Here is a 19,383-nt window from a genome sequence, read left to right on the forward strand (position 1 = left end):
CTCCTTTTATTCGTTGACAGTGCGCGGGAAGATTCCAATCTTGCGCAGAGCCTTCAAGAAATTGTTGATGGAATCGCCTTCGGCGAATTTGAGTTCGGCAACGTCCACTTCGCCCGTAAAGGCGATAGCGCCAGACTTACCCGCCTTGGTATCTTCAAGCAAGACGCCGACCGGATCCTGAAGCGCAGCAGTGCCACTGTCGGAATCGACGATTTCGAAGAGTTCATCACCGACGGACTGGCCAATGGTTTCGACAGCAACCGCACCAGCTTCGACACCAGCACCGTCGCCAACCGTAACAACAATCACCATGTCATTACCGGCAAAACCAGTTTCCTTCCATTCGATAAGAAGCTTGCCTGCGGAATTGGTGGCAGCCACAATGTTCTTCAGAACATTGTCAGCATTGATTGCCGCCTTGAGACCGGCAACTTCATCAGCCAAGGTCGTAGAAGCAATCGTGTAGGTTACTTCGTTGCCATTGACAGACAGCTTGACAGTCTTGGTAGCAACCGGAGTTCCGGTAAAGGTTACAGACTTCTTTGCCTTCGTAGCAGAGGTAGCCACGCCACGGGAGGCAAGCACAGAACCGGCCTGAAGGTCGGCACCGTAAATGATACCGGAGCCGATATTGCGAGGCTGAGTGTTACCTGCAAAGATTTTCTTGTTTTCAAAAACAATCGGTTCAAACATTTTCACCTCCTTTTATCGAAAGTTTTTTGCACCGGCGGCGAACGCGTCAAAAGCACGCTTGTCAGCGTCAGACATCGGTTCAGCCGTTCCAGCCTGGACAGAGTTTGCGGCAGCGGCACCAGCGGCCATTCCCTGGGCAATCAGAGCCTTCTGTTCTGCAGTAAGACCGGCGGTAGCGGCAGGATCTGCAGCGGGATTATCGGGAGTAGCCGAAGCGGACGGAGCCGCAGTTTTAGCTTCAGCAAGTTGCTTCTTGCAAGCCTCAAGACAAAACGCCTTCGCTTCGTCAACCGTCTTGCCTTCGGCAATAAACTTCTTGCAATCGCCGTCAAGGCCAAGGCCTTCGAAGGCGGAGGAAATACCCGCAATTCGGGTACGTTCGGCGGCAACAGCCTCTTGACGCACAGCATCCACATCTACAGTGGCCTGAGCAGCCGGAGTCTGAGCCGGAGTTTGATTAGTAGGCATGTTGCCTCCTATGGTTTGATGTTTAATCATTTTTTCAACAACGGAATCAAGGGAATCAATCGCATCGACCATACCGGCCTCAAGAGCCTCTTGACCGACAAAAACTTTTCCTTGTCCATAATGTTCAAGTACAGAATCAAAATCGGAATTTCGATTTTTCGCAAGAGCTTCGACAAAGACTTTAGCCATGGCGTCCAAGTTCTTTTCGACAGCGGAGCGCCCCTCGGGTGTATTCGGATCCAAGTTCTTATTCGGGCTAAGACTCGAACGCAAGTAAGTCACAGACTTGTCTTCGTCGCCACTCAAAACACCCATAACGCCAATAGAACCGACTTGCGCGACACCGGACGCAACAACTTTTTCGCAAGCAGACGCAATCCAGTATGCAGCCGAGCACATCGCACCGGCAGAATGAGCGACAATTCCGCATTCTTTTGTTCCACGAGCGGCAAAAATGCGGTCAGCAAGGTCGGAAACCCCCTTGATTTCGCCACCCGGAGAATCAATCGAAAGTACAATACCCTTCACCGATTCGTCGGCAACAAGTTCATTGAACGCATTTTCGATAGAATTGTAGGTATCAACGCCAAACCAAGCTTTCCAGATGTTGGAACGATACGTCAAAGCTCCATCGATGTGCAAAACAGCAATACCGTTCTTGATATCGACATTATTCTTGTGATTTGGCTCGTTAGATTCCTTCCAGGCCGGGTCGCCAAAGTCAGAAGAACACAAGGCCTCCATGGCTTTAGGCTCAATAGCCCATTGTCCGGAAAGAATTTTCAACAATTTTTTGTTCATCGGTTCAAAAATAAGCTACAAGTCCATTAAAAAAACGCGTTTTGGCACAAGTTATTTTTCGTCTTCAGTTTCATCGATAATCTGTTTAGCCTCAGAGACGGAAACAGAACGGTTGACGGCACCCGGTTCAGGAACGCCGTTTTCTTCGCGCCATTTAGCTTCTTCCGCAAGTTCCTCGACATTCCTGGAGTATTCACCACCGTTCATCTCGAGAACCGCCTGGGAACGAGTCTTGAACTGTTCATCCACCTGCATCTTAAGTGCGGTGGTTTCCTTGAGCGGATCAAGCATCACCGGAGCGTCACCAATCCAATCGCAATTCAGCCAAGCCATACGCTTGAGCGGATCTTCAAAACCAGGACAATCTAGCACGCCGAGCATAACGCTTTCGAAAATGAGCGCTTCGTAAATCGGCTGGCAAAAATCGGATGCCAGATTTGCGCGTTCGATATCGAACATTTTCTTGGATTCAAGAATTGCGCCGCGAACAGAGTTGTAAGATCCTTCGAAGTGCTTGAGCACCTGTTCATAGCTCATATTCAGGCGAGAAGCCATTTCCATGCAGACTTCGCGCATGTAATCGCGATAATCTGAATTAGGCCTTTTTGCATCGGCAACTTCAATGGATTCGCCCTTGCCAAGCTCGATTACATTTCCCGCGGCAAGTTCAGCAGCAGCTTTAGGACCCGCTTCAGGCGTAACACGTTCTTTACCCTGAACATTCCCGGTAAAATTATTCGGAACCGTGGATTCAGCCGACTTGATAAACACCGTGTACATCGACTGCACGATGGCATTGATCAAGGTTGCATCCTGGAACCGTTCCTGGTGCTTGATCATCGGGATAATCGGAGCAAGCCAGGGAACGCCACGACGCTGGTTCGGACGGTCAGACTTGAAAACATGCACAACATTCCGGAAACCGAAAGCGTCATAAGTCGGCACACGCACCGACTCCCAATACCTGCCCAAACCGCCGACATCGTAATCCGGATACTTGGTAAACCAATAAGCGATATGCACGGAATCCTTGTCGTTTTCCACGCCCATCGCAAGTTCCCTAGTATCGCTTTTGTCATACGGATTTCTGCAACGGTTACCTTCCAGGAGTTTGTAGCAAAGACCAAAGGCAGAAGAAGGCACATTGTGCCAACATTTCAACGCAAAGCAATCACCGCAGATTGCCTTGGTCTTCATTACAAGTTCCTGCATTTGGTAAAAATTCTTGTCGCGCTCGGCGTCACAGTCTTTCGAGGCGGCCCAAAGCTCGAAAAGCCCACGCGCCTTTTTACCGAATTCCTTGATTTTTTCCTGGGAAACATCACTCAGAAATTCCGACTTCGGCGAAGGACGGCAAGACAGCCCCGAACCGACAACATTGATAACTTTCGTATCGACCGCAGCACCGGCAAAAGGAGCGTTCTGATAAAGCGCACGCGACCGATATTCAAGAACATCACGAGTTTCGGCCAAATCAGCATCGGCAGAACCACGAGAATACAAAAATGTTTTCAGGGCATCGCCAATAAAATCGGCACCTTTCCACGGAATTGTCGGGCTATAGTTAGCCATGAATAATCACCCTCCGGCATCGGATTGTGCCAACATCGCCACCTTCGGCAGCTTTAGCCTTAGCAAGCTCGTCATTCCAGTATTTAAGGCCTTCCAAAATTTCGTTGTGGTTCACTCGGGTAAGTGCGCGGCCATTTATGGAGTAACTTTGACCCAAAAGCACTTTTGAAAGAGCGTGCTGATACTCGCTCACCATCTGTTGACAAAATTCTACCGAATGCAATGCAGCCATACAAATCCAAATTTACACGACGGTTTAACGCTTTTCCACAATTTTGGCACAAGATTTTTAAGGCTATTTCGCCGTTTCCATCGCCTTTTTGAACTCCTTTTCGAATTCCTTGGGTAAATTCCGTTCAGCAGTTTTCTTGACAATTCCGTAAAAATCCCACCGTTTCGGTACTTTCGCTGTTTTTTGTATTGAATACGGCCACTTCGTCTCTTTACCGTCACGAATACCAATTACTTCGTAGCCATGTTTTCCTTTCGTCTTGAAAGCATGAGGCTTTGAAGTTCCTTTTTTATTTTTACCACGTTTTTTGTGCTTATCCGCATAATCCAAAAGAGACGCCGGACGTTTTGTTTTCTTGATTTTTCCGGACTGCAAACGTGATTCTCCTTCAAGCTTGTCAGATGGAAACGCCAAGTTTTTCCCTGAATCAGCCTGCTTAGTCCCGCCCTTAACATTTATTTCCATCCAATCTTTCGGAAATTCAACTTCGGCCTGAAGATTTTCCTTTGTTGCCTTTTTGACAGTAATCGCTTTCGGAAGACTTTTATTTCGAACCTTGAAAGACGCATTGTAGTTCTTAATCAAATTATCTCTCGCCTTAAAAGCAACATTATTCAGTGCCTTCATGGCGGCAAATTTTGCCTGCTTGACTTCTTTCTGGACTTCCTTTTCCAAGGTTTTTGCCAGGTTGTCCAACGTACACTTGATCGTACTCATACGCTTACCCCGCTGCTAATTGTTCTACGGCCCTGATTTTCCGGAACATACGGTTCAGACACGTTCCGCAAGAACTTCACGCCGTTTTCGGCCATCGCGTCCACATCTACGCCGATAAGGTCAAGGGCAGCACGTGCATATATTCGACGGTCGAGGGCTTCGTTACGTTCCCTCGTCTTTTTGTAGCCCCACACCAGGTTTCCACGCACGTAATGCTTGACACGCTTCTCGGCGGTTAGTTGCGCGAAAAATTCGTTGTTGTACTCGTCGTTTCGTGGAAAATGGCAATAGCCCGCACAGACACGCTCTTTCGTCAACCAGTCGAAAAGCTGGTCCTTTGCCGTATCGACACCGACCGGAACGACGCTCGCTCCAATCATCGCCGACTTCTTCGTTTCGCGAGGCCTTGACGCAATGGGCCTGCCTATTCCTGCCTTACCGATGCTCGCGAACACGTTTCGCCATTCCCGCTGGGCCGTAAATCGATACACGTAGTCCGTCTTGTGACCGCCCGCGTCAATCAATGTCGATGCGACATACATCCTGTTACCCTCCGAATTGATGTAACCGGCCTTCAAGATGTTGTCCAGGAGCTCCCAAACAGCCGGCTGCGACGGATCACCCACCAGGACCCTGTTCGTGATTCCCCAGGACTCAAGGCCGACACCCCAACCGACAATTTCAACTTCAAGACGGTCATCCTGAGTGTCAACGCCAGCCGTAAGCACAAGAACGCCTTCCGGAACTTCCGCATCATAATCTTCGCAACGCTCCATCAGCCCAAATTGGTCAACCTGCATTCCTCCATCAATGTTCCACGCCTCGCCCAAGATGTTGTTCGTGAACGATTTCATCTTGTTCACGTCGCCCTGGGCTTCCAAAAAGTCGTTTACGGCATTTTCCCAGGAATACCACCCAAGCGGACTGTAAAGCGCATTGATATGGAAGCTCGGGTAAGCGCCGTTTTGGTTTTCGGCAACCCATTGACCTTGAGCCATCAGGTCCGTCTTGTAATGTTCACCGTATTCCTTGCCGCAATGCGGACAACGCATTCGCACAGTGCGCGGCAGGTGATTTCCTTCGGAATCGCGGTCCCACACGATGTTCGACCACAGCCACTTGTGCAAGACTCCGCAATGCGGGCACGGCACCTGGTAATGGCGCTGGTCGCCAAGCCTGAACTTTTCGGTAATGTTGCATTCGCCGTCAATTCCAGGCGTACTGTTCCAAAAGCGTTTTTTTCGCGGAAAGTTTGTCGTTCTGCGCTTGACAAGTTCGCACGGGTCACCCTGACCGCCACAATCTTTTGCCCACTCGGATATTTCGTCACAAAGCGCAATTCGTATCGGCATCGAACGCAGGTTCGAAGGCGAATTCGACCATCCGGTAATCAGGGCCCCGCCCGGGAATTCCTTGAGGTACATTTCGTCGCCATAGAATAGCTTGTCGATACCCATTGCCGTAAAAGCCGGGTTCTCACGCTGTTTCAGGAACCTCTTGGCGGTCTGTTCGGTGGTCTGAAACTGGCCAATCGGCGACGGACAATGCTTGATGTAGTAAAGCGCCGTATTGATGAGCACTTCGGTGCCGCCGATCTGCGAGCCCTTCATGAAAACGACATCCGTCGCAGAGCTTTGCGGCGAGAGCTCATCCATGATTTCGACAAGGTACGGCGTTCGGGCGTTGCTCCAGCGGCCAGGTTCGCTCGATGCGCTTCCGGAAAGAATGCGGTATTCTTCGGCCCATTGGCTGATGGTCATATCCGGAGGCGGTTTCAAACCGGCCAACAGGTTGTTGGCCACCATGTTTGCGTTCGCCTCAAGTACAGGCGAATTGCTTACATCGCCATTAACCATCCAGGATATTCGCCTCGTTTTTGTCTGTCAAGTCCTTTAAAGCCTGCAGGCAGGCTCTACGAATCTTTTCTCCGATTTCATGCGAAGATTCCATAGTAAGGTCAACCACCTTTTGGTTTTCCATACCCGACGCCACCATCAATTCGCGGAAATACCCCACGATTTCGGGAGCCAGCCACGAATAGACAGTCATGATCTTTTCCTGGACATCCGCCCCGATTTGGTACACCTTGATGGCGACTTTTGCCTTATCGACAAGTCGGCCCTCCATTTCGTCGGCACGGAGCTTCGCAAGTCGTGCCATCTGGAATTCCTTTTCGGCCTTCGAAACAGCCAGGTTGCCACGTTTAAAGGCAGCGGCATCAAGATCCTGCAGTTCGCCAACGGCTTCCGACGGCATATCGAATTCGGCATCGTGCGCCACCGCCTGGGCAGTCAGGTCATCGAATCCCATTCTTCTTTGCCCCTGTGTCGGCGTCGTCACATGGCGACGGTCACGGTTCTCGCGGAACTGCTGCACGCTCAAGATGCGGTGATACATCCGCTTTCCCTTTGAGTTCTCGTAGGTATCCAGGCGTCCGCTGTAAGTTGCCTTGGTAATTGCAGCTCCCGAAACGCCCAAATGCGCCCTGAGCGCGGTTGCGTTGCAAAGATCGGCATCCGGATAGCTGTGTTTTGACTTCGGGTAGTTCATACCCGATATTTTACCTATTGCGTTAAAAAACCGCAACGAAAACGGCACAAGAAAAACGGGAGCCCTTAACCCAAACGAAAAACCCAATCAAACGCCGGATTCAGCGCGTCGGACTCACCCCATTTGGCTCCCCCACCCCTAGCAACTCTTTTGACCCCCGGGGGTACCCCACCCGGGTGGTGGCGGCAACCCGTTACAAAACGAAACGGATAAAAAATTAAATCATTCGGTTAAAAAATTAACCGCCCCACTAAACGCAAAAGTAAAATCCAACACACAACACCACGCGCAATCCCTTTATTTACAAGGAATTACGCTTTGTTGAAGGTTAAAAAGTTTAGGTTAAGGAATAGGCGGTCAAGGTAAAACAACGCCGTAGGTAAGCCAGCAGACAAGGCTAGGCCTCACAAAATCGGCCGAAAACGGCGTTTAACCCTTAACTTTAACCCAGGCAGGCAAAGCGAGCCACCCAGCGCGGGCCGCAGCGCTCTCTTTTTACTTTGCCCGCCTAGCACCATGCCCAGATGCAAGAGGGCCGCAGAACGCGCGTATAGGCTATAATTTGCCATGAGCCTCACGAGACCCCGGCAAACAGGGTATCGAACCAGGCAGAATGCCACCCGCAAACACCAACACCGCCAATTTTTGACAATTGCAAAATTTCAACCTGTTGAAATAAATTTAAATTATTTCATTTTTCACACAAAAACGCCAATTTTCGGACAATAAAAAACTTTAAATTTAAAATTTCAACTAGTTGAAATAGGTGGTTGACTCTTTCTCTATTTATTTATAGTATAGGATAATATTTATTTATATAAAGAAAAATAAAGTATTTGATAATACTTCTTTCTTTTTGGTGCTTTTTCTTTCTTGCGGTGGTCGGGCAACCGGCAGCCGAACCGACCGCAAACAGAAAAGGCCGCCTTGTGGCGACCTCTTGAAAGAAAATTGCGGCGTGCGGGACCCATCCCGCCGTTTTGGCACGCTTGCGCGGTCTTGTGGCCCCATTGCTGGCACCGATAGCCACAATATACAAAAATCAAACCGGGCTTTTCCAGCCTTCAGCACGCACGAACCAGTAGGCCCACACGGGCACGCCCTTGACCTCGTTTTCCGGATTTCGGGCACACTCGATCATCCAGCGGACGTAATCCTGGTAATAAATCTCGATGTCGCCCTTGGGTCCGTGGCGGAGCGCCGGGAGCCCGTCGCGCACCCAGGTGTAGACGGTCTTGGGTTTGACGCCTTCTTTTGCGGCAAGCGCCTTTGGGCTATACTTGCCCAGGTCGGGCTTGGCCTTGGCAGCCTCGGCGCGGCTCGCCACGATGCAGAAAAGGGGCCTATCCTGCATCTAGGCTTTCTCGGCGACGGACTTTGAAATCAGGCGCACATCGCTCGCAAGTTTTTTCTCGTAGACGGCACGCATGGCGTCCATGGCATTCAATGTCGTCGCAAGCACTCCGGCAGCATCATTGCTCGATTCCAGGTCTTTGCGTGCGGTCGCCACGCATACCGTGAGCCAGTCCAGAACGTTCTCGAGCGCAAGGCGCTTGCCCTTGCATATGGCGAGCTCCGTTTCGGCGAAATGGTCTGCAGCGATTGTCATGCCCTTTTCCAGGGCGGCTTCGTATTCCTTGTGGTCCATAGAGGTCTCCTTCAGTTAAAAGTTTCCAATCTTCGCGAACATGCGCTTGAGCGCGTCTTCCACCTTGCTGTCAAGCGCCTCGTGGGCCTTGCCTACGCTCGAAAGGTACGGCTTGCCGAAGAGTTCCTCTACGGTCATGCCGAGTTCCAGCATCTTGACGCACATGTCATAAGTCGGAGTTCGCGATCCGGCAGACCAGGAGTCCACCGTAGACTTTTTGGTGCCGAGCTTCGCGGCAAGCTCGGTGTGGTCCGCGATTCCGACGCGGTCGATAAATCCCTGAATGTTTACCATGCCCTAAATATAACATATAATTTGACAAAATGTCTAATTTTTTAATAAAAAATTTGACAAAATGTATAATTATTTGACAAAATGTATTATATTTACATCAAAGCACTAGGAATTTGCAGGGAACGCATGAAAAACGCAGAGACACTTGGCTACATCTACGCCATCCTAATCAAGCTCTCGCAAAAAGACCTCACCGTCGAAGAGGCCATGCTATTGATACGGGAACTGCTCTAAACCGCCACGCCTAGTCGGCTTCAAATTCAAAAACCGTCTTTCCGGAACGATTCAAGATATGCAAGTCTCCCCGCGATATGATTACTGAAAAATGTTGAGCCAGACGGTATATGCCTTTTCGCCAGGAATGCAGTTCTGCAAAGAAAAGTTCCCGTCACCAAACAGCCGAATGCCTTCAAGGTCCGCATCGAGCATGGAATCAAAAGCGCCGACAACCTCAGCACCACGCATCAACAAGCACTTGCCGTTGTATTTAGCGACAAGCTCGTTCTGATGAGCGATAAAGTATTCAAGAGCTATTTCATGAATGCTTTTATTTTCCATGCCGAAAATATACACAATGCTGAATCCAAAATCAAGTTGAAAACAACAAGGCGAACAGCTTACTTGATGCCCTGTTTTTTGCGTTCCTCGATTATGGCCATTCCTTTTTCGAGGGCGGCGAGGAACTTCGTGTCCCGGTAGTCGACAGGCGTCGTGTCGGGTTCAGGGGCAAGTTGATCAGACACTCTGCTATGGCACTCTGCTATAACTTAATTTTAGACTCGATGTATTGCAGACTGGCAAGACCGAAAGGTTTCGCTTTTTCCTTACCACCTACGATTTCGTTGGCGGCCGCAAGGAACAACGGCTTCTTTGACGGATCGATTTTTACTGAATAATCGCGAACATACTTTTTGAACGTGTTTAACTCAACTTTTATTTTTTTGCCAATTAAAACCAAAACCTCATCTGAGCAATCATGACCAGATTTTTTTAGATAATCACAAATAACATTTCTCTTTTTTGCAGTAAAAGCAGAATCTGCACGAGCCAAATAAATCAGTATCGTAAGCTCTTCTTCACAATCTTTCTGTAAACAAACAGCTTTACCCTCGTCACTGTTTAAAAATTTGTCATTAAGATACTTGCCAAAATCCTCTATTCCGTCAACAGATATGATTTTATTAAACGCTATATCGTAAAGAGTCCCGTTTGTATTTTCCAAAGAAATGTAAAAACCTTCGGAGCGAGTGATCCAAACAGATCCACAACTAAATTTTCTGGTAATAAAGCCATCGTCATAATCAGCAATTTTCATCACGAATACTTCGTTAATTTCGAATCTATCCATTTCGTCCAACAACGGCGAAAAAGAAGAAAAGGAAAAACCATTCCATTCTTCAGGATTAAACATGTCCGATGGTTTATATCTATTATTAAATTTTTTATTGAAATACCAACGCAAATCGCCATAAAACTCATCCGCGTTGATAACTTCACTAGTCTCCAAATCTACACATTCAACGATTCTCGGAACATAAAAAGTTCTCTCATCACCTCTCAAAAAGCAATGAGCTTCTATAACCCTTCCGTCAAATTTTCTAACAAATATTTTTCTAACGCTTTCATTACCTTCCGCGTCTCTATACTTGATTTCGTAATTAGGTTTTAAATTTCCTCTTTTACTCACGGAATCAACTGCAATAACATCCACCGCTTTACTAGAAGATTTTGGGACATCTACCTTTTCAATTTTAGAATCATCATCTTTAGCATTATCAAGCTTTTTGCTATACGAACGGCACTTCACCGTCAAGAAAATAAAGAAAGCTGAAAAGACAATACCAACTACAACGGCACTAGGTTCTTTTTTGTCAATAGCGACAGCAACTGTAGCCAAGGCAAACAAGATATCAAGTATCAGCAACAAACAGAACAAAACCAAAGACACGATGTACTTAATTTTCTTCATAACCAAACCTCCGTTTTTTACTAGGCTCACTTAATCCCGTTCTTTATACGCTCATCAAGTTCGATCATTGCTTTTTTGACAGCTTCCAGGAACTTCGGGTCCTGGTAGTCGATAGGCGTATTGTCGGGATTTGGCAAAATTTTTACTTGCGCATTTTTAGCCTCTTCAAGCACAGCTTTTTTTACGCAATCAGCAACTTCTTTGCCGAACATTTCTTCAAGCGTCATTCCAGCAAGAAGCAATTTCGCGCAATTTTCTCTGGTAACATCAGAGACATACGTATTCCATTTCCCAATAGCGCCACGATTAACGCCTATTTTGTCGGCTAACTGTTGCTGAGTAAGACCTTTACGGTCCATAAATTCTTGCAACTTAACGCGCTCTAGCATAGCCATAACTCACTTTTTTGGTCAAAATGTATAAAATGTGTGAACATTATGAAAAAAAAAGTGATTTTTTTTCACACAATCTATTGACTTTGTGAAAAATCGGAACTATATTTGTTCGTGAAAAGAACAAAATGAGAAAAACAAGAACATTATGACACAAGCAAAAAACATAAGAGTAAGAATTGAGACTTTCAACAAGCTCAAGATTATCCAAAAAGCAGCTAAAGAGTTCGGCAAGCAAATTTCGCTTGGCGTCGTAATCGACGACTTGTGCGAAATAAGCAGCAATTTGCCATACGCAGGAACTAATTGCGCTAAAGCTCTCAAAGACATGCACTCCAGACTCAAGGAGTCGCAGTATGGCACGCAGGCGTAACACAATCGCTCAATTCGTGAGTTTCGATATGCAGGCGATGGCAGCAAGAATCCAGGGAATGACTGACGCAAAGCTTGGCGCTTGGTGGCGCAAGGCCGTCATCGACTGTTGCTCCGGTTGTATCGACCCGAAAACCGACCCTTTTATCAAAGAACGTTACGATTGGGCAATGTCAAGAATTCTTGACACCCAAGAGCACAACGCCAAAATGTACCAAAACCGCAAGAACAGACTTAACGACCAAGAAACCAACAACGGCACTGCTACCACATCCTGTGCCAGTACGATAAGCACAAACCCCTCGCAGGAGGCCCCTACCCGTAAGGCCGGGGATGAACTGACAGAGTCCGGAAACGGATCGCCTTGGAATCCGCCACCTTCCTGCGAGGAACATTTAGACGAGGATCGGCAAAGTCACCAAGATTCTCCATCCGGAGAGGCTCTGGTAAACCAAGGGTCTGCATCGGGCTCAACCGTAAGAGGGTTGGCGAAAGTATCACAGCCCGGTGCAGATTCCCCTGCCGACCTTTTCCCAGAAGATACCGCCAAGAAGCCTTACGGCACCTGCAAGCACGTGATGCTTACCGACGCCGAAGGGCACCACTTGCGCGAAGTCTACGGCACGGACCTTGCGCTCGCCATCGAAATCCTTGACGCCTACCTGGAAAACAACCCGAAGGCGCTCAAGAAATACAAGAACCACGCGGCCGTGCTCCGCAAGGGCAACTGGGTTTGGCAGAAGGTGCAGGAATACCGGATCAACGAAAAGCGCCTCGAAAACGCCACCAAGAACAACAAGAGCTTCAAGCAGCAAGACCTTGACGCCCGAACCGAATTCTTCACCCATTCAATCTTTGACAACGGAGACGTTCAATGAACACCCAAGAACAGGTAAACAAGTTTTCCAAACTGCTCAGGATGCAAGTCATAGAATTCCTTGTCAAGGAAGACGTGTTCAAGTATCGCGGCGAGCGTCTGAACGACGCCGACCTTGCAATGACAGTCATGTTCATCGATAAGATTCCCTGCTGCACCCGAAAGCTGCGTTCACTCTTCGCCGACGCGCACCAGTACCACGAAGACATCGGAATGATGCCGCACGCGGCAACCATCGCCGACCTTGAATTCTGCATGAAGCAGCGCTACATCGGATTCCAGTGCGAACAGAGAATCGCGCATTCGTGGCTCCCGTTCAAGGAAGACGAAGATTTGCGCAGGCTCCCCGCATTCAAGCAGCTCGCGCAAATTTACGCGCCGCTTATCCAGGCGGGCAAGAAAATACTCCCTCCGGTCGACCGCAAGGCCGTCGTGAGCGAGGCGCAGGCAATCATCAATCAAGTTTCAAACGCTATTACCGCATAGGAGTTTTATGTCAACGAATGTATGCACTTTTGTCGGCCGCCTCGGCAACAATCCCGAAATTACCACCATGCCCAGCGGAAAGGAGCGCGTTCGCTTTTCCATCGCCGTGGACCGCAACTACAAGCGCGAAGACGGCAGCCGCCCCACCGACTGGATTCCGGTCGTCATTTGGGGCTCCGCAAATTACGCCCGCAAGGTCCACCTGGGCAAGGGCGACAAGGTGTGCGTCACTGGCCGTTGGGAAATCAACAACTGGACCGACAACGACGGCATTCCGCGCACGACGGGGGCCCTGAACTGCACCGGCATCGAACTCACGGGCCACCGAACCACCGACAAGAACCAGGCCGCACAGGAAGGTGCCGCCGCTACCAATCCGGAATCTAACACCGCAGTCGACGAAGACTTGCCGTTCTAAAAGGAGAAAACCATGAATAAAGAAGAAAAACTTTTCCTCGTCCGCGCAAACGGCGAAGACCTCAGCATCATGACCATGCGCGACGCATTCCGCTGGAGCTGGAGCCAGTCCGCAGGGCAGCACGTGTCGCTCTCGTTCGAGCCCGTCAAGAATCTTTCTCCGATGGAAGCCGTCTAGGAGCACGCCATGCGGAAACCGAAGAGACAACAGCGCCCGCTGACGGCGGAGCAGGCCGAGGAAGCCGTGAAGCGCCATAACTTCTGGCGGGCCCTCGAAATGCTTTGCGCCAAGGTCGGCAAGGCTAAGGAGTTCCGCTGGTATATCCGCAGGCGCGATCCTGACGCGACCATCGGTCAGATCAGCGAATTCAAGAGCAAGATGGTGCGGCTGCTCAGCTTCAACTACGACGTGCACCGCCGCCCGAACCCGAACTTCAGCAAGAAACTTTTGCCGAGCGGAACACCTGGAGCAGAGCCGCTCAGCTACCCACCCGAATGGAGAGAACAATGAACGAAGTCACACGCCTTAAGGGCAAAACTTTTTGCGGGTCATACGTGGTAAGCGTCTTTGTCTCTTGCGAAAAAATCGACAGGATAGAGATCAGCGGAAAACCCCACAAGAGTGTAACCGAGCTGTGCGAAACCCTTGCCAAGTCGCACACCAGGCTCTATGCCGACAGCATCAAGGCAATCAAGTTCACCATGGCAAGACACAACGAATATCAAGGAATAGCACAATGATCAACGAGTTAATGGTAGATATAGAAACATCTGGCGACAAGCCGGGCTGCAAGGTCCTGAGCCTCGGTGCCTTCGGCTTCGACAAGGACGGCCAGCAGGTGGAATTCTACCGCCGCTTCGACGCCAAGTCGCAAAGCGCACAGGGCCTTTTCGACACAGACAGCACCATGACATGGTGGCAGTCGCAGGGCAAGGAAGCCTTCGAGGAAGCCTTCGGCGGCGACACCGACCCCATCAAAGGCATCGCGGATTTCAAGCAATGGGTCATGGCGAACTTCCGCACCGGCCGTGCCGACAAGTTTAAGGTTTGGAGCCGTGGCATTGATTTTGACTTCCCTATTCTTAACAGGTTCTTTGCCGCATTCGGCTTTAACGGGTGCCCGTGGCAATTTTGGCAGCAGTACGACTACCGCACCGTAGCCAACCTTTTCCCAGTCATCAAGAGCGCCGAAGGCAACCTGCTCAAGCATTCCGCCCTCGAAGACTCCAAGGCACAGATGCGCGGGCTCCGCGCGTTCTACAGCTTGACAAAGGACTAGAACGAAGGGCCCGCACGCATGAAAAAGTACGACAAGACATTCAAGACATGGACCAACATTGACGTGAAGATCATGCGCTGCGGGGTATGCCCGCAAGGACGAAGCATCAGGGCATGCAGGGTATTTTGCAACCGACACGGTATTCCGTTCCCAGGCAAACGCGAAATCGACGAAGTCGAAGCCCTGATCGAAAGAATTGAAAACAACCACAAGGAAAAAGGCATCGAAATGAAAGAACACACCATCAGCGGAAACACCTTCGCGGTGAAGACCGTCAACATCGACTACATCAAGGATTCGGGCAATATCCGCGCCAACGATTCCGACGTGTCCGACCTCGCGGCAAGTATCAAGGCGCACGGCATGCTGCACCCGATTACCGTCACGCAGGACAAGGCGTCCCTCGGGCTCTACTACGTGCTCGTGGCAGGCCACCGCCGCTTTGCCGCCGCCAAGCAGATCGGGCTCAAGGAGATTCCCTGCCATGTCATCAGCGACCAGAGCAAGGCCGCACTCCATGAAATCGCATTGACCGAGAACGTGAGCCGCGTCGAAATGACCCCCTACGAAGAATGCCTCGCTGTTAAGAACCTCGAAAACAAGAAGAACACTCCCGCTCAGATCGCGAAGAGACTCGGCAGAACGGTGCGCTGGGTGATGGTCAGAAAGAAGCTCGCTGATGCCGGTAAAGAGGTGCTCGAAAAGGTGAAGGACGGCAGGATTGAACTCGGTGCCGCCGCCAAGCTGGTGGAACTCCCTGACAAAACTTTCAAACAGGAAATGGAAGACGCCTGGAACCTGACCGCAAGCGACGCCGAAAGAATCATCCACCGCCTTACCCACGACCTCGACAGCGCAAAGTTTGACGTTTCCCCGTGTCTCGGCTGTGCCAAGTGCAGCGACGCACAAAAGGACCTTTTCGAAAATGACCAGAAGGCGTTCTGCCTCGATAACGATTGCTGGAACAAGATGTGTCAAAAGCAGGCTCAGAAGCGTGTCCAGGAACTGCAAGCCGAAGGAAAGCAAGCAACTTGCGATGGCGACGAATTAGACGACAACGTAATCGAAAAGTGGGCGTCTGATTTCAAGGTCGCCGAAGAAAACGGAATCTCCAAGCGCGTCTTTGTTCATCCGCACGACCTGACTGAAGTGGAATACTACGACCGCCGTGACCTTCCGGATTTCGAAGAAGAAACCGAAGAACAGCGCGAAGAACGTATCGAAAAGGAAAACACCGAACGCGAATTCGAGCGCAAGCGCGAATCCATGTTCAAAGAACGGCTCCGCAAGGCAATCATCGAAAAATGCTTCGATTTCAGTAGCCATGCAGACCTCATCGTGACCGTACTCGCATTCGCATCTGACAATTACCTGATCAGCGACGAAGCCGCCAAGGAATGCCTTGGCGTCGAAACCGAAGACGGTTATTGCGGCGACCTCGAAGACATTCCGGAAGGCAAAACCTTCCGCGATGTAGCAAACGCAATCCGCCGCAGCGGCGAAACCGTGCTCGACGAAATCTACAGCACCAGGAAGCTTCATAAGCTCTACACGATGGTAAGCGCAATCAGCCCCGAAAAGCTCATGCCTACCGACAAGGAAGTCCAGGCCGCCATCGACGAAGAAAAAGCAACCGAACCCGAAGACGGAGAAACCGACGAATAGACATAACGCTCGCGCACGGCATTTTACCACAACACAACGGTAAACACTATCCAATCCCTCTCCGTGCGCGGGCAACCCTTTAGCCCGATGGTGTGCAAAACTGAAAGTTAAACCCATATTTCAAACTTCTTCTAAAAACGTAAACATACACAAAGACCGCCGCCGGAGGGCAAAATTTGAAACACCTGTAAGGAACATTTAAATGAAAATCCGCGAACTTAACAACAACGAATGCAAGAACATAGCCATCAATTACCTTACGCATGAATATCGTAATTACCACAAGTCCGAAGTTCTTACACCACAAGATTATGACGCTTTTGTTGAAAAAATTAGACAAACAAATTGTGCTACCTACTGCACAGAAGATGGGAAAAGTGCGGTAATTATGACGCGGAATCACGACAAGTTTAATTCGCAATACGTATCCATTGTTTTTGTCAACGAACCGGACCGTAACAAGGGAATCGCAACAGCGTTGCTGCTACACGCAATCGAGATGTCGCCAAACGGCGTATCGCTACACGTAAATGCTGACAACAACATCGCTTACAACCTTTACCGTAAGCTTGGATTCAAACCTTACGGCATGCAGATGCCCATGCGGGAAATTTTCATGGCAACAAAAAAAGGCCTTGGCGGCAGGGAGAACTGGTAATGAATGGACAGAAGAAACGCGGTCGACCGAAAAAAAAGACATTCAATGAATTGCTCCGGGAAAAGATGGCCAGGCTTGCAGACGAGGCTATCGAACGCCAGATACCCAAGCCCGTCGTAGAACCGTCTCTTGACAGCAAAGACCCGCTCCAGCGCAAAAAGGCACGCGACAAGGAAAAGCAGAAAGAACGTCATTACCGCTACGACCACAGTGAAAAAGGCCGCGAATCGCAACGCCGACGAGCCGCACGGTGGATTGCTAAGCCAGGCAAGAAGGAACTCAAGCGCAAGTCGCATAAAGCCTGGTACGAGGCCAACCGCGAGCGTGAAATCGAGCGAACTGCAAAATGGCGCAAGGAGCATTCGGGCTACAACGCGAAACGCCTGAAAGAACGCCGCGTCTGGATCAAGGCAAACGACCCGCAAAAATACGCAGAAATCCTTGAGCGCGAACACCGGTACCACAAGAAAGCCCAAAAGGAGCATCCTGAAAAGTACAAGGAATACCAGAACAAGTGGCTTGCAAAGTTCAAGGAAGAGCACGGCATGAGCTACAGCACTTACAGGTACAAAGTCAAGCATGGTCTAATGGAGGAATTCGCAAATGACAGCATTTCACCCTGAGTACAGCGAATACGCCACCTGCAGCAAGTGCGGTCTGAAAAAATACTGCAAGCTGGACGGACGTCACTTCATCTGTTTTTCTTGCTCCAACGGAAACTATCCAAAATTCAAGTTCAGCAATGCCAATCGATAAACAGCACCTTCTACCCAACCACCACCCCGCACCGCTCTATGCAACCGTACCCAAGGCAGAATATGACGCTCTCAAGCGAAAGCTCGACATCTGTCAAAAGGAATGCATCCGCATCGCCGAGCTCTATCAACGAGACCAGCAACTTTTCATCACCAAGATCCAACGCATCATCAGACACATCATGGAGCTTAAGAAATGATCGGGCTAATTCTAGGATGGCTTTTCGGAACAGCAATTGCAATCATCTTAGCAATCAAAGGAAAGATTTGATGAACACAAAGATTTTCCCGACGATATTGATGGCCCTGCAATTTGTCGCAGCCGTCCCCTACGCCATCGAAGGCGACGTCAGGATGACCGTCTACTGGATCGCCGCAGGAATTTTAACACTGGATTTAACTTACCTATAAGGAGATATGAAATGAAAATCAGTATTGACGATGTAAAAGACATTTTGAACAAAGTAAATATGGGGGGGGGGTAGCAATTACACGCCCCTAGAAATTGAACTTGCAAAGATGGTGGTAAAATACCGACAGACGATAGGCAGACTCGCGGACGAAAAGTCGAAGATGTTCAACAACCTTTTCAAGGTCTACAACGCAATCCATAGCACCGAATTTACCGCTGACCTGATGCACAAACACGCGGCCACATTGGATGGCAACAGCAAAGCGCATTTCAAGCAGGCCGTAAAACTTGACAACCAACTAAAGGATTTCATCGACAATGGCACAAAAGAAAAAATCTAAGCTCGAATTTGACTGTCTCGCCGTAACAGAAGTTAATGTCACGAAATTTCCGAATCTTCCGGGAGCCAGCCACATAAAAGGTGTCGCGGAAATAGTATTAAACGACCAGCTAATCCTGCGCGGATTGCGTATTGTGGACGGCACAGCCGGTCTTTTTGTAAGCTACCCCATCGACCCGTTTTTCAAGGGCGAAGACTTACGCAACATCGCAATTCCCATTACACGACAGCTTCGCGAACACATCGAAAACTGCATCCTGAGAAAGTACCAAGATATAGCGAATCAGGAGACGTAATCATGCCGATTGCAAAGATCAAGACTGAAGAAGAACGTGCAAGGCTTGACCGCATCTTTGCGGAGGTGGAAGCCGCCGAGCGCGGCGAAACAGCACCGGAAGCCGACTCCAGGACTCAACAGCAGATCGACGAAGACAACCGACGCGCAAAAATCAAGCGCCTCGCAAACCTCGAAACAAAGGAGTTCATTGGGAACGTGAAGGCCAACATAGGCAACGGAGCTTTCACGACGCGTTGGGAAAAAATTTTGTCGCAGTTCATCATGGACCGAATCGCGCCGATGAATGACGAATTGAACACGCTCCGGAACTTTGCCACAGCCGTTGACATTCGCCTTCAGAAGGCCGAAAAAGCAGCCAAAGAACAAGAAAATCACCATTACTATAAAATCTTTGCAGAAGGCGTCAAAACGCTTCTGAATTCAATCTAAAAGGAACACTGATGCAGACAATCGAAGAATATAAGGAATACGCCAAACAGCTCGAAGT

Annotated in this window: 31 protein-coding genes; 17 read left to right on the forward strand and 14 right to left on the reverse strand. The window is 49.4% G+C overall.

Going from position 1 to position 19,383, the window contains the following annotated elements; all coding sequences use genetic code 11:
* Positions 1–6: 6 nt before the first annotated feature.
* From HUF13_RS12685 to HUF13_RS12745, 14 genes are all read right to left on the reverse strand, one after another.
* Complete coding sequence (locus HUF13_RS12685) at positions 7–693, reverse strand: hypothetical protein (RefSeq protein ID WP_173475481.1); 687 nt, start codon at positions 691–693, stop codon at positions 7–9.
* A 12-nt stretch (positions 694–705) separates the two neighbouring features.
* Positions 706–1,962 (reverse strand): S49 family peptidase, encoded by a 1,257-nt coding sequence (locus HUF13_RS12690; protein ID WP_173475482.1) that lies wholly within the window; start codon positions 1,960–1,962, stop codon positions 706–708.
* Between the two features lie 51 nt (positions 1,963–2,013).
* Positions 2,014–3,534, reverse strand: a complete 1,521-nt coding sequence (locus HUF13_RS12695; protein ID WP_173475483.1) for a phage portal protein — start codon at positions 3,532–3,534, stop codon at positions 2,014–2,016.
* Positions 3,527–3,766 (reverse strand): hypothetical protein, encoded by a 240-nt coding sequence (locus HUF13_RS12700; RefSeq protein WP_173475484.1) that lies wholly within the window; start codon positions 3,764–3,766, stop codon positions 3,527–3,529. Before HUF13_RS12700 ends, HUF13_RS12695 begins: the two co-directional genes overlap by 8 nt.
* A 63-nt stretch (positions 3,767–3,829) precedes the next feature.
* Positions 3,830–4,483 carry a phage tail protein gene (locus tag HUF13_RS12705; RefSeq protein ID WP_173475485.1) on the reverse strand — a complete coding sequence of 218 codons (654 nt, stop codon included), beginning with the start codon at positions 4,481–4,483 and terminating at the stop codon, positions 3,830–3,832.
* Positions 4,480–6,339 carry a phage terminase large subunit family protein gene (locus HUF13_RS12710; RefSeq protein WP_173475486.1) on the reverse strand — a complete coding sequence of 620 codons (1,860 nt, stop codon included), beginning with the start codon at positions 6,337–6,339 and terminating at the stop codon, positions 4,480–4,482. Before HUF13_RS12710 ends, HUF13_RS12705 begins: the two co-directional genes overlap by 4 nt.
* Complete coding sequence (locus HUF13_RS12715) at positions 6,332–7,033, reverse strand: hypothetical protein (protein WP_173475487.1); 702 nt, start codon at positions 7,031–7,033, stop codon at positions 6,332–6,334. Before HUF13_RS12715 ends, HUF13_RS12710 begins: the two co-directional genes overlap by 8 nt.
* A 1,042-nt stretch (positions 7,034–8,075) precedes the next feature.
* Positions 8,076–8,387, reverse strand: coding sequence for a hypothetical protein (locus HUF13_RS12720; RefSeq protein ID WP_173475488.1), 312 nt, complete (start codon positions 8,385–8,387; stop codon positions 8,076–8,078).
* Complete coding sequence (locus HUF13_RS12725; protein ID WP_173475489.1) at positions 8,388–8,681, reverse strand: hypothetical protein; 294 nt, start codon at positions 8,679–8,681, stop codon at positions 8,388–8,390.
* A gap of 15 nt (positions 8,682–8,696) precedes the next feature.
* Positions 8,697–8,975 carry a helix-turn-helix transcriptional regulator gene (locus HUF13_RS12730; protein ID WP_173475490.1) on the reverse strand — a complete coding sequence of 93 codons (279 nt, stop codon included), beginning with the start codon at positions 8,973–8,975 and terminating at the stop codon, positions 8,697–8,699.
* A gap of 315 nt (positions 8,976–9,290) precedes the next feature.
* On the reverse strand, positions 9,291–9,533 hold the full coding sequence (locus HUF13_RS12735; RefSeq protein WP_173475491.1) for a hypothetical protein: 243 nt from the start codon (positions 9,531–9,533) through the stop codon (positions 9,291–9,293).
* A gap of 59 nt (positions 9,534–9,592) precedes the next feature.
* Positions 9,593–9,718: a hypothetical protein gene (locus HUF13_RS17395; RefSeq protein ID WP_304039136.1), complete on the reverse strand. Its 126-nt coding sequence runs from the start codon at positions 9,716–9,718 to the stop codon at positions 9,593–9,595.
* A gap of 17 nt (positions 9,719–9,735) precedes the next feature.
* On the reverse strand, positions 9,736–10,944 hold the full coding sequence (locus tag HUF13_RS12740) for a hypothetical protein (protein ID WP_173475492.1): 1,209 nt from the start codon (positions 10,942–10,944) through the stop codon (positions 9,736–9,738).
* Positions 10,945–10,970: 26 nt separating this feature from the next.
* A complete protein-coding gene (locus HUF13_RS12745; protein ID WP_173475493.1) occupies positions 10,971–11,339 on the reverse strand; it encodes a helix-turn-helix transcriptional regulator in 369 nt (122 codons plus the stop codon).
* Between the two features lie 145 nt (positions 11,340–11,484).
* Here HUF13_RS12745 and HUF13_RS12750 point away from each other — a divergent pair, with 145 nt between their 5' ends.
* The 17 genes from HUF13_RS12750 (at position 11,485) to HUF13_RS12830 (ending at position 19,325) form a co-directional block, all read left to right on the forward strand.
* Positions 11,485–11,709 carry a hypothetical protein gene (locus HUF13_RS12750; protein ID WP_173475494.1) on the forward strand — a complete coding sequence of 75 codons (225 nt, stop codon included), beginning with the start codon at positions 11,485–11,487 and terminating at the stop codon, positions 11,707–11,709.
* The gene (locus HUF13_RS12755) at positions 11,693–12,586 is read left to right on the forward strand and encodes a hypothetical protein (protein WP_173475495.1); all 894 of its coding nucleotides are present in this window, start codon (positions 11,693–11,695) and stop codon (positions 12,584–12,586) included. The genes HUF13_RS12750 and HUF13_RS12755 overlap by 17 nt, the downstream gene beginning before the upstream one ends.
* On the forward strand, positions 12,583–13,071 hold the full coding sequence (locus HUF13_RS12760; RefSeq protein WP_173475496.1) for a hypothetical protein: 489 nt from the start codon (positions 12,583–12,585) through the stop codon (positions 13,069–13,071). The genes HUF13_RS12755 and HUF13_RS12760 overlap by 4 nt, the downstream gene beginning before the upstream one ends.
* Before the next feature lie 7 nt (positions 13,072–13,078).
* Complete coding sequence (locus HUF13_RS12765; RefSeq protein ID WP_173475497.1) at positions 13,079–13,489, forward strand: single-stranded DNA-binding protein; 411 nt, start codon at positions 13,079–13,081, stop codon at positions 13,487–13,489.
* A gap of 12 nt (positions 13,490–13,501) precedes the next feature.
* Positions 13,502–13,666, forward strand: a complete 165-nt coding sequence (locus HUF13_RS12770) for a hypothetical protein (protein WP_173475498.1) — start codon at positions 13,502–13,504, stop codon at positions 13,664–13,666.
* Between the two features lie 66 nt (positions 13,667–13,732).
* On the forward strand, positions 13,733–13,999 hold the full coding sequence (locus HUF13_RS12775; RefSeq protein ID WP_173475499.1) for a hypothetical protein: 267 nt from the start codon (positions 13,733–13,735) through the stop codon (positions 13,997–13,999).
* The gene (locus tag HUF13_RS12780; protein ID WP_173475500.1) at positions 13,996–14,229 is read left to right on the forward strand and encodes a hypothetical protein; all 234 of its coding nucleotides are present in this window, start codon (positions 13,996–13,998) and stop codon (positions 14,227–14,229) included. Before HUF13_RS12775 ends, HUF13_RS12780 begins: the two co-directional genes overlap by 4 nt.
* On the forward strand, positions 14,226–14,768 hold the full coding sequence (locus tag HUF13_RS12785; protein WP_173475501.1) for a 3'-5' exonuclease: 543 nt from the start codon (positions 14,226–14,228) through the stop codon (positions 14,766–14,768). Before HUF13_RS12780 ends, HUF13_RS12785 begins: the two co-directional genes overlap by 4 nt.
* A gap of 18 nt (positions 14,769–14,786) precedes the next feature.
* A complete protein-coding gene (locus HUF13_RS12790) occupies positions 14,787–16,433 on the forward strand; it encodes a ParB/RepB/Spo0J family partition protein (protein WP_173475502.1) in 1,647 nt (548 codons plus the stop codon).
* A gap of 202 nt (positions 16,434–16,635) precedes the next feature.
* Positions 16,636–17,091, forward strand: a complete 456-nt coding sequence (locus HUF13_RS12795; protein WP_173475503.1) for an N-acetyltransferase — start codon at positions 16,636–16,638, stop codon at positions 17,089–17,091.
* Positions 17,091–17,714, forward strand: a complete 624-nt coding sequence (locus HUF13_RS12800) for a hypothetical protein (RefSeq protein ID WP_173475504.1) — start codon at positions 17,091–17,093, stop codon at positions 17,712–17,714. Before HUF13_RS12795 ends, HUF13_RS12800 begins: the two co-directional genes overlap by 1 nt.
* On the forward strand, positions 17,695–17,847 hold the full coding sequence (locus HUF13_RS12805) for a hypothetical protein (protein WP_173475505.1): 153 nt from the start codon (positions 17,695–17,697) through the stop codon (positions 17,845–17,847). The genes HUF13_RS12800 and HUF13_RS12805 overlap by 20 nt, the downstream gene beginning before the upstream one ends.
* Positions 17,834–18,046, forward strand: coding sequence for a hypothetical protein (locus HUF13_RS12810; RefSeq protein ID WP_173475506.1), 213 nt, complete (start codon positions 17,834–17,836; stop codon positions 18,044–18,046). The genes HUF13_RS12805 and HUF13_RS12810 overlap by 14 nt, the downstream gene beginning before the upstream one ends.
* 70 nt (positions 18,047–18,116) lie before the next feature.
* Positions 18,117–18,257, forward strand: a complete 141-nt coding sequence (locus tag HUF13_RS12815; RefSeq protein ID WP_173475507.1) for a hypothetical protein — start codon at positions 18,117–18,119, stop codon at positions 18,255–18,257.
* A gap of 108 nt (positions 18,258–18,365) precedes the next feature.
* A complete protein-coding gene (locus HUF13_RS12820; RefSeq protein ID WP_173475508.1) occupies positions 18,366–18,599 on the forward strand; it encodes a hypothetical protein in 234 nt (77 codons plus the stop codon).
* Entirely contained in the window at positions 18,577–18,894 is a 318-nt protein-coding gene (locus HUF13_RS12825; protein ID WP_173475509.1) for a septation protein SpoVG family protein, read from the forward strand. The genes HUF13_RS12820 and HUF13_RS12825 overlap by 23 nt, the downstream gene beginning before the upstream one ends.
* 2 nt (positions 18,895–18,896) lie before the next feature.
* On the forward strand, positions 18,897–19,325 hold the full coding sequence (locus HUF13_RS12830; protein ID WP_173475510.1) for a hypothetical protein: 429 nt from the start codon (positions 18,897–18,899) through the stop codon (positions 19,323–19,325).
* Positions 19,326–19,383 lie beyond the last annotated feature (58 nt).

Origin of the sequence: Fibrobacter succinogenes (assembly GCF_902779965.1) — a bacterium.
Lineage (GTDB): Bacteria > Fibrobacterota > Fibrobacteria > Fibrobacterales > Fibrobacteraceae > Fibrobacter > Fibrobacter succinogenes_F.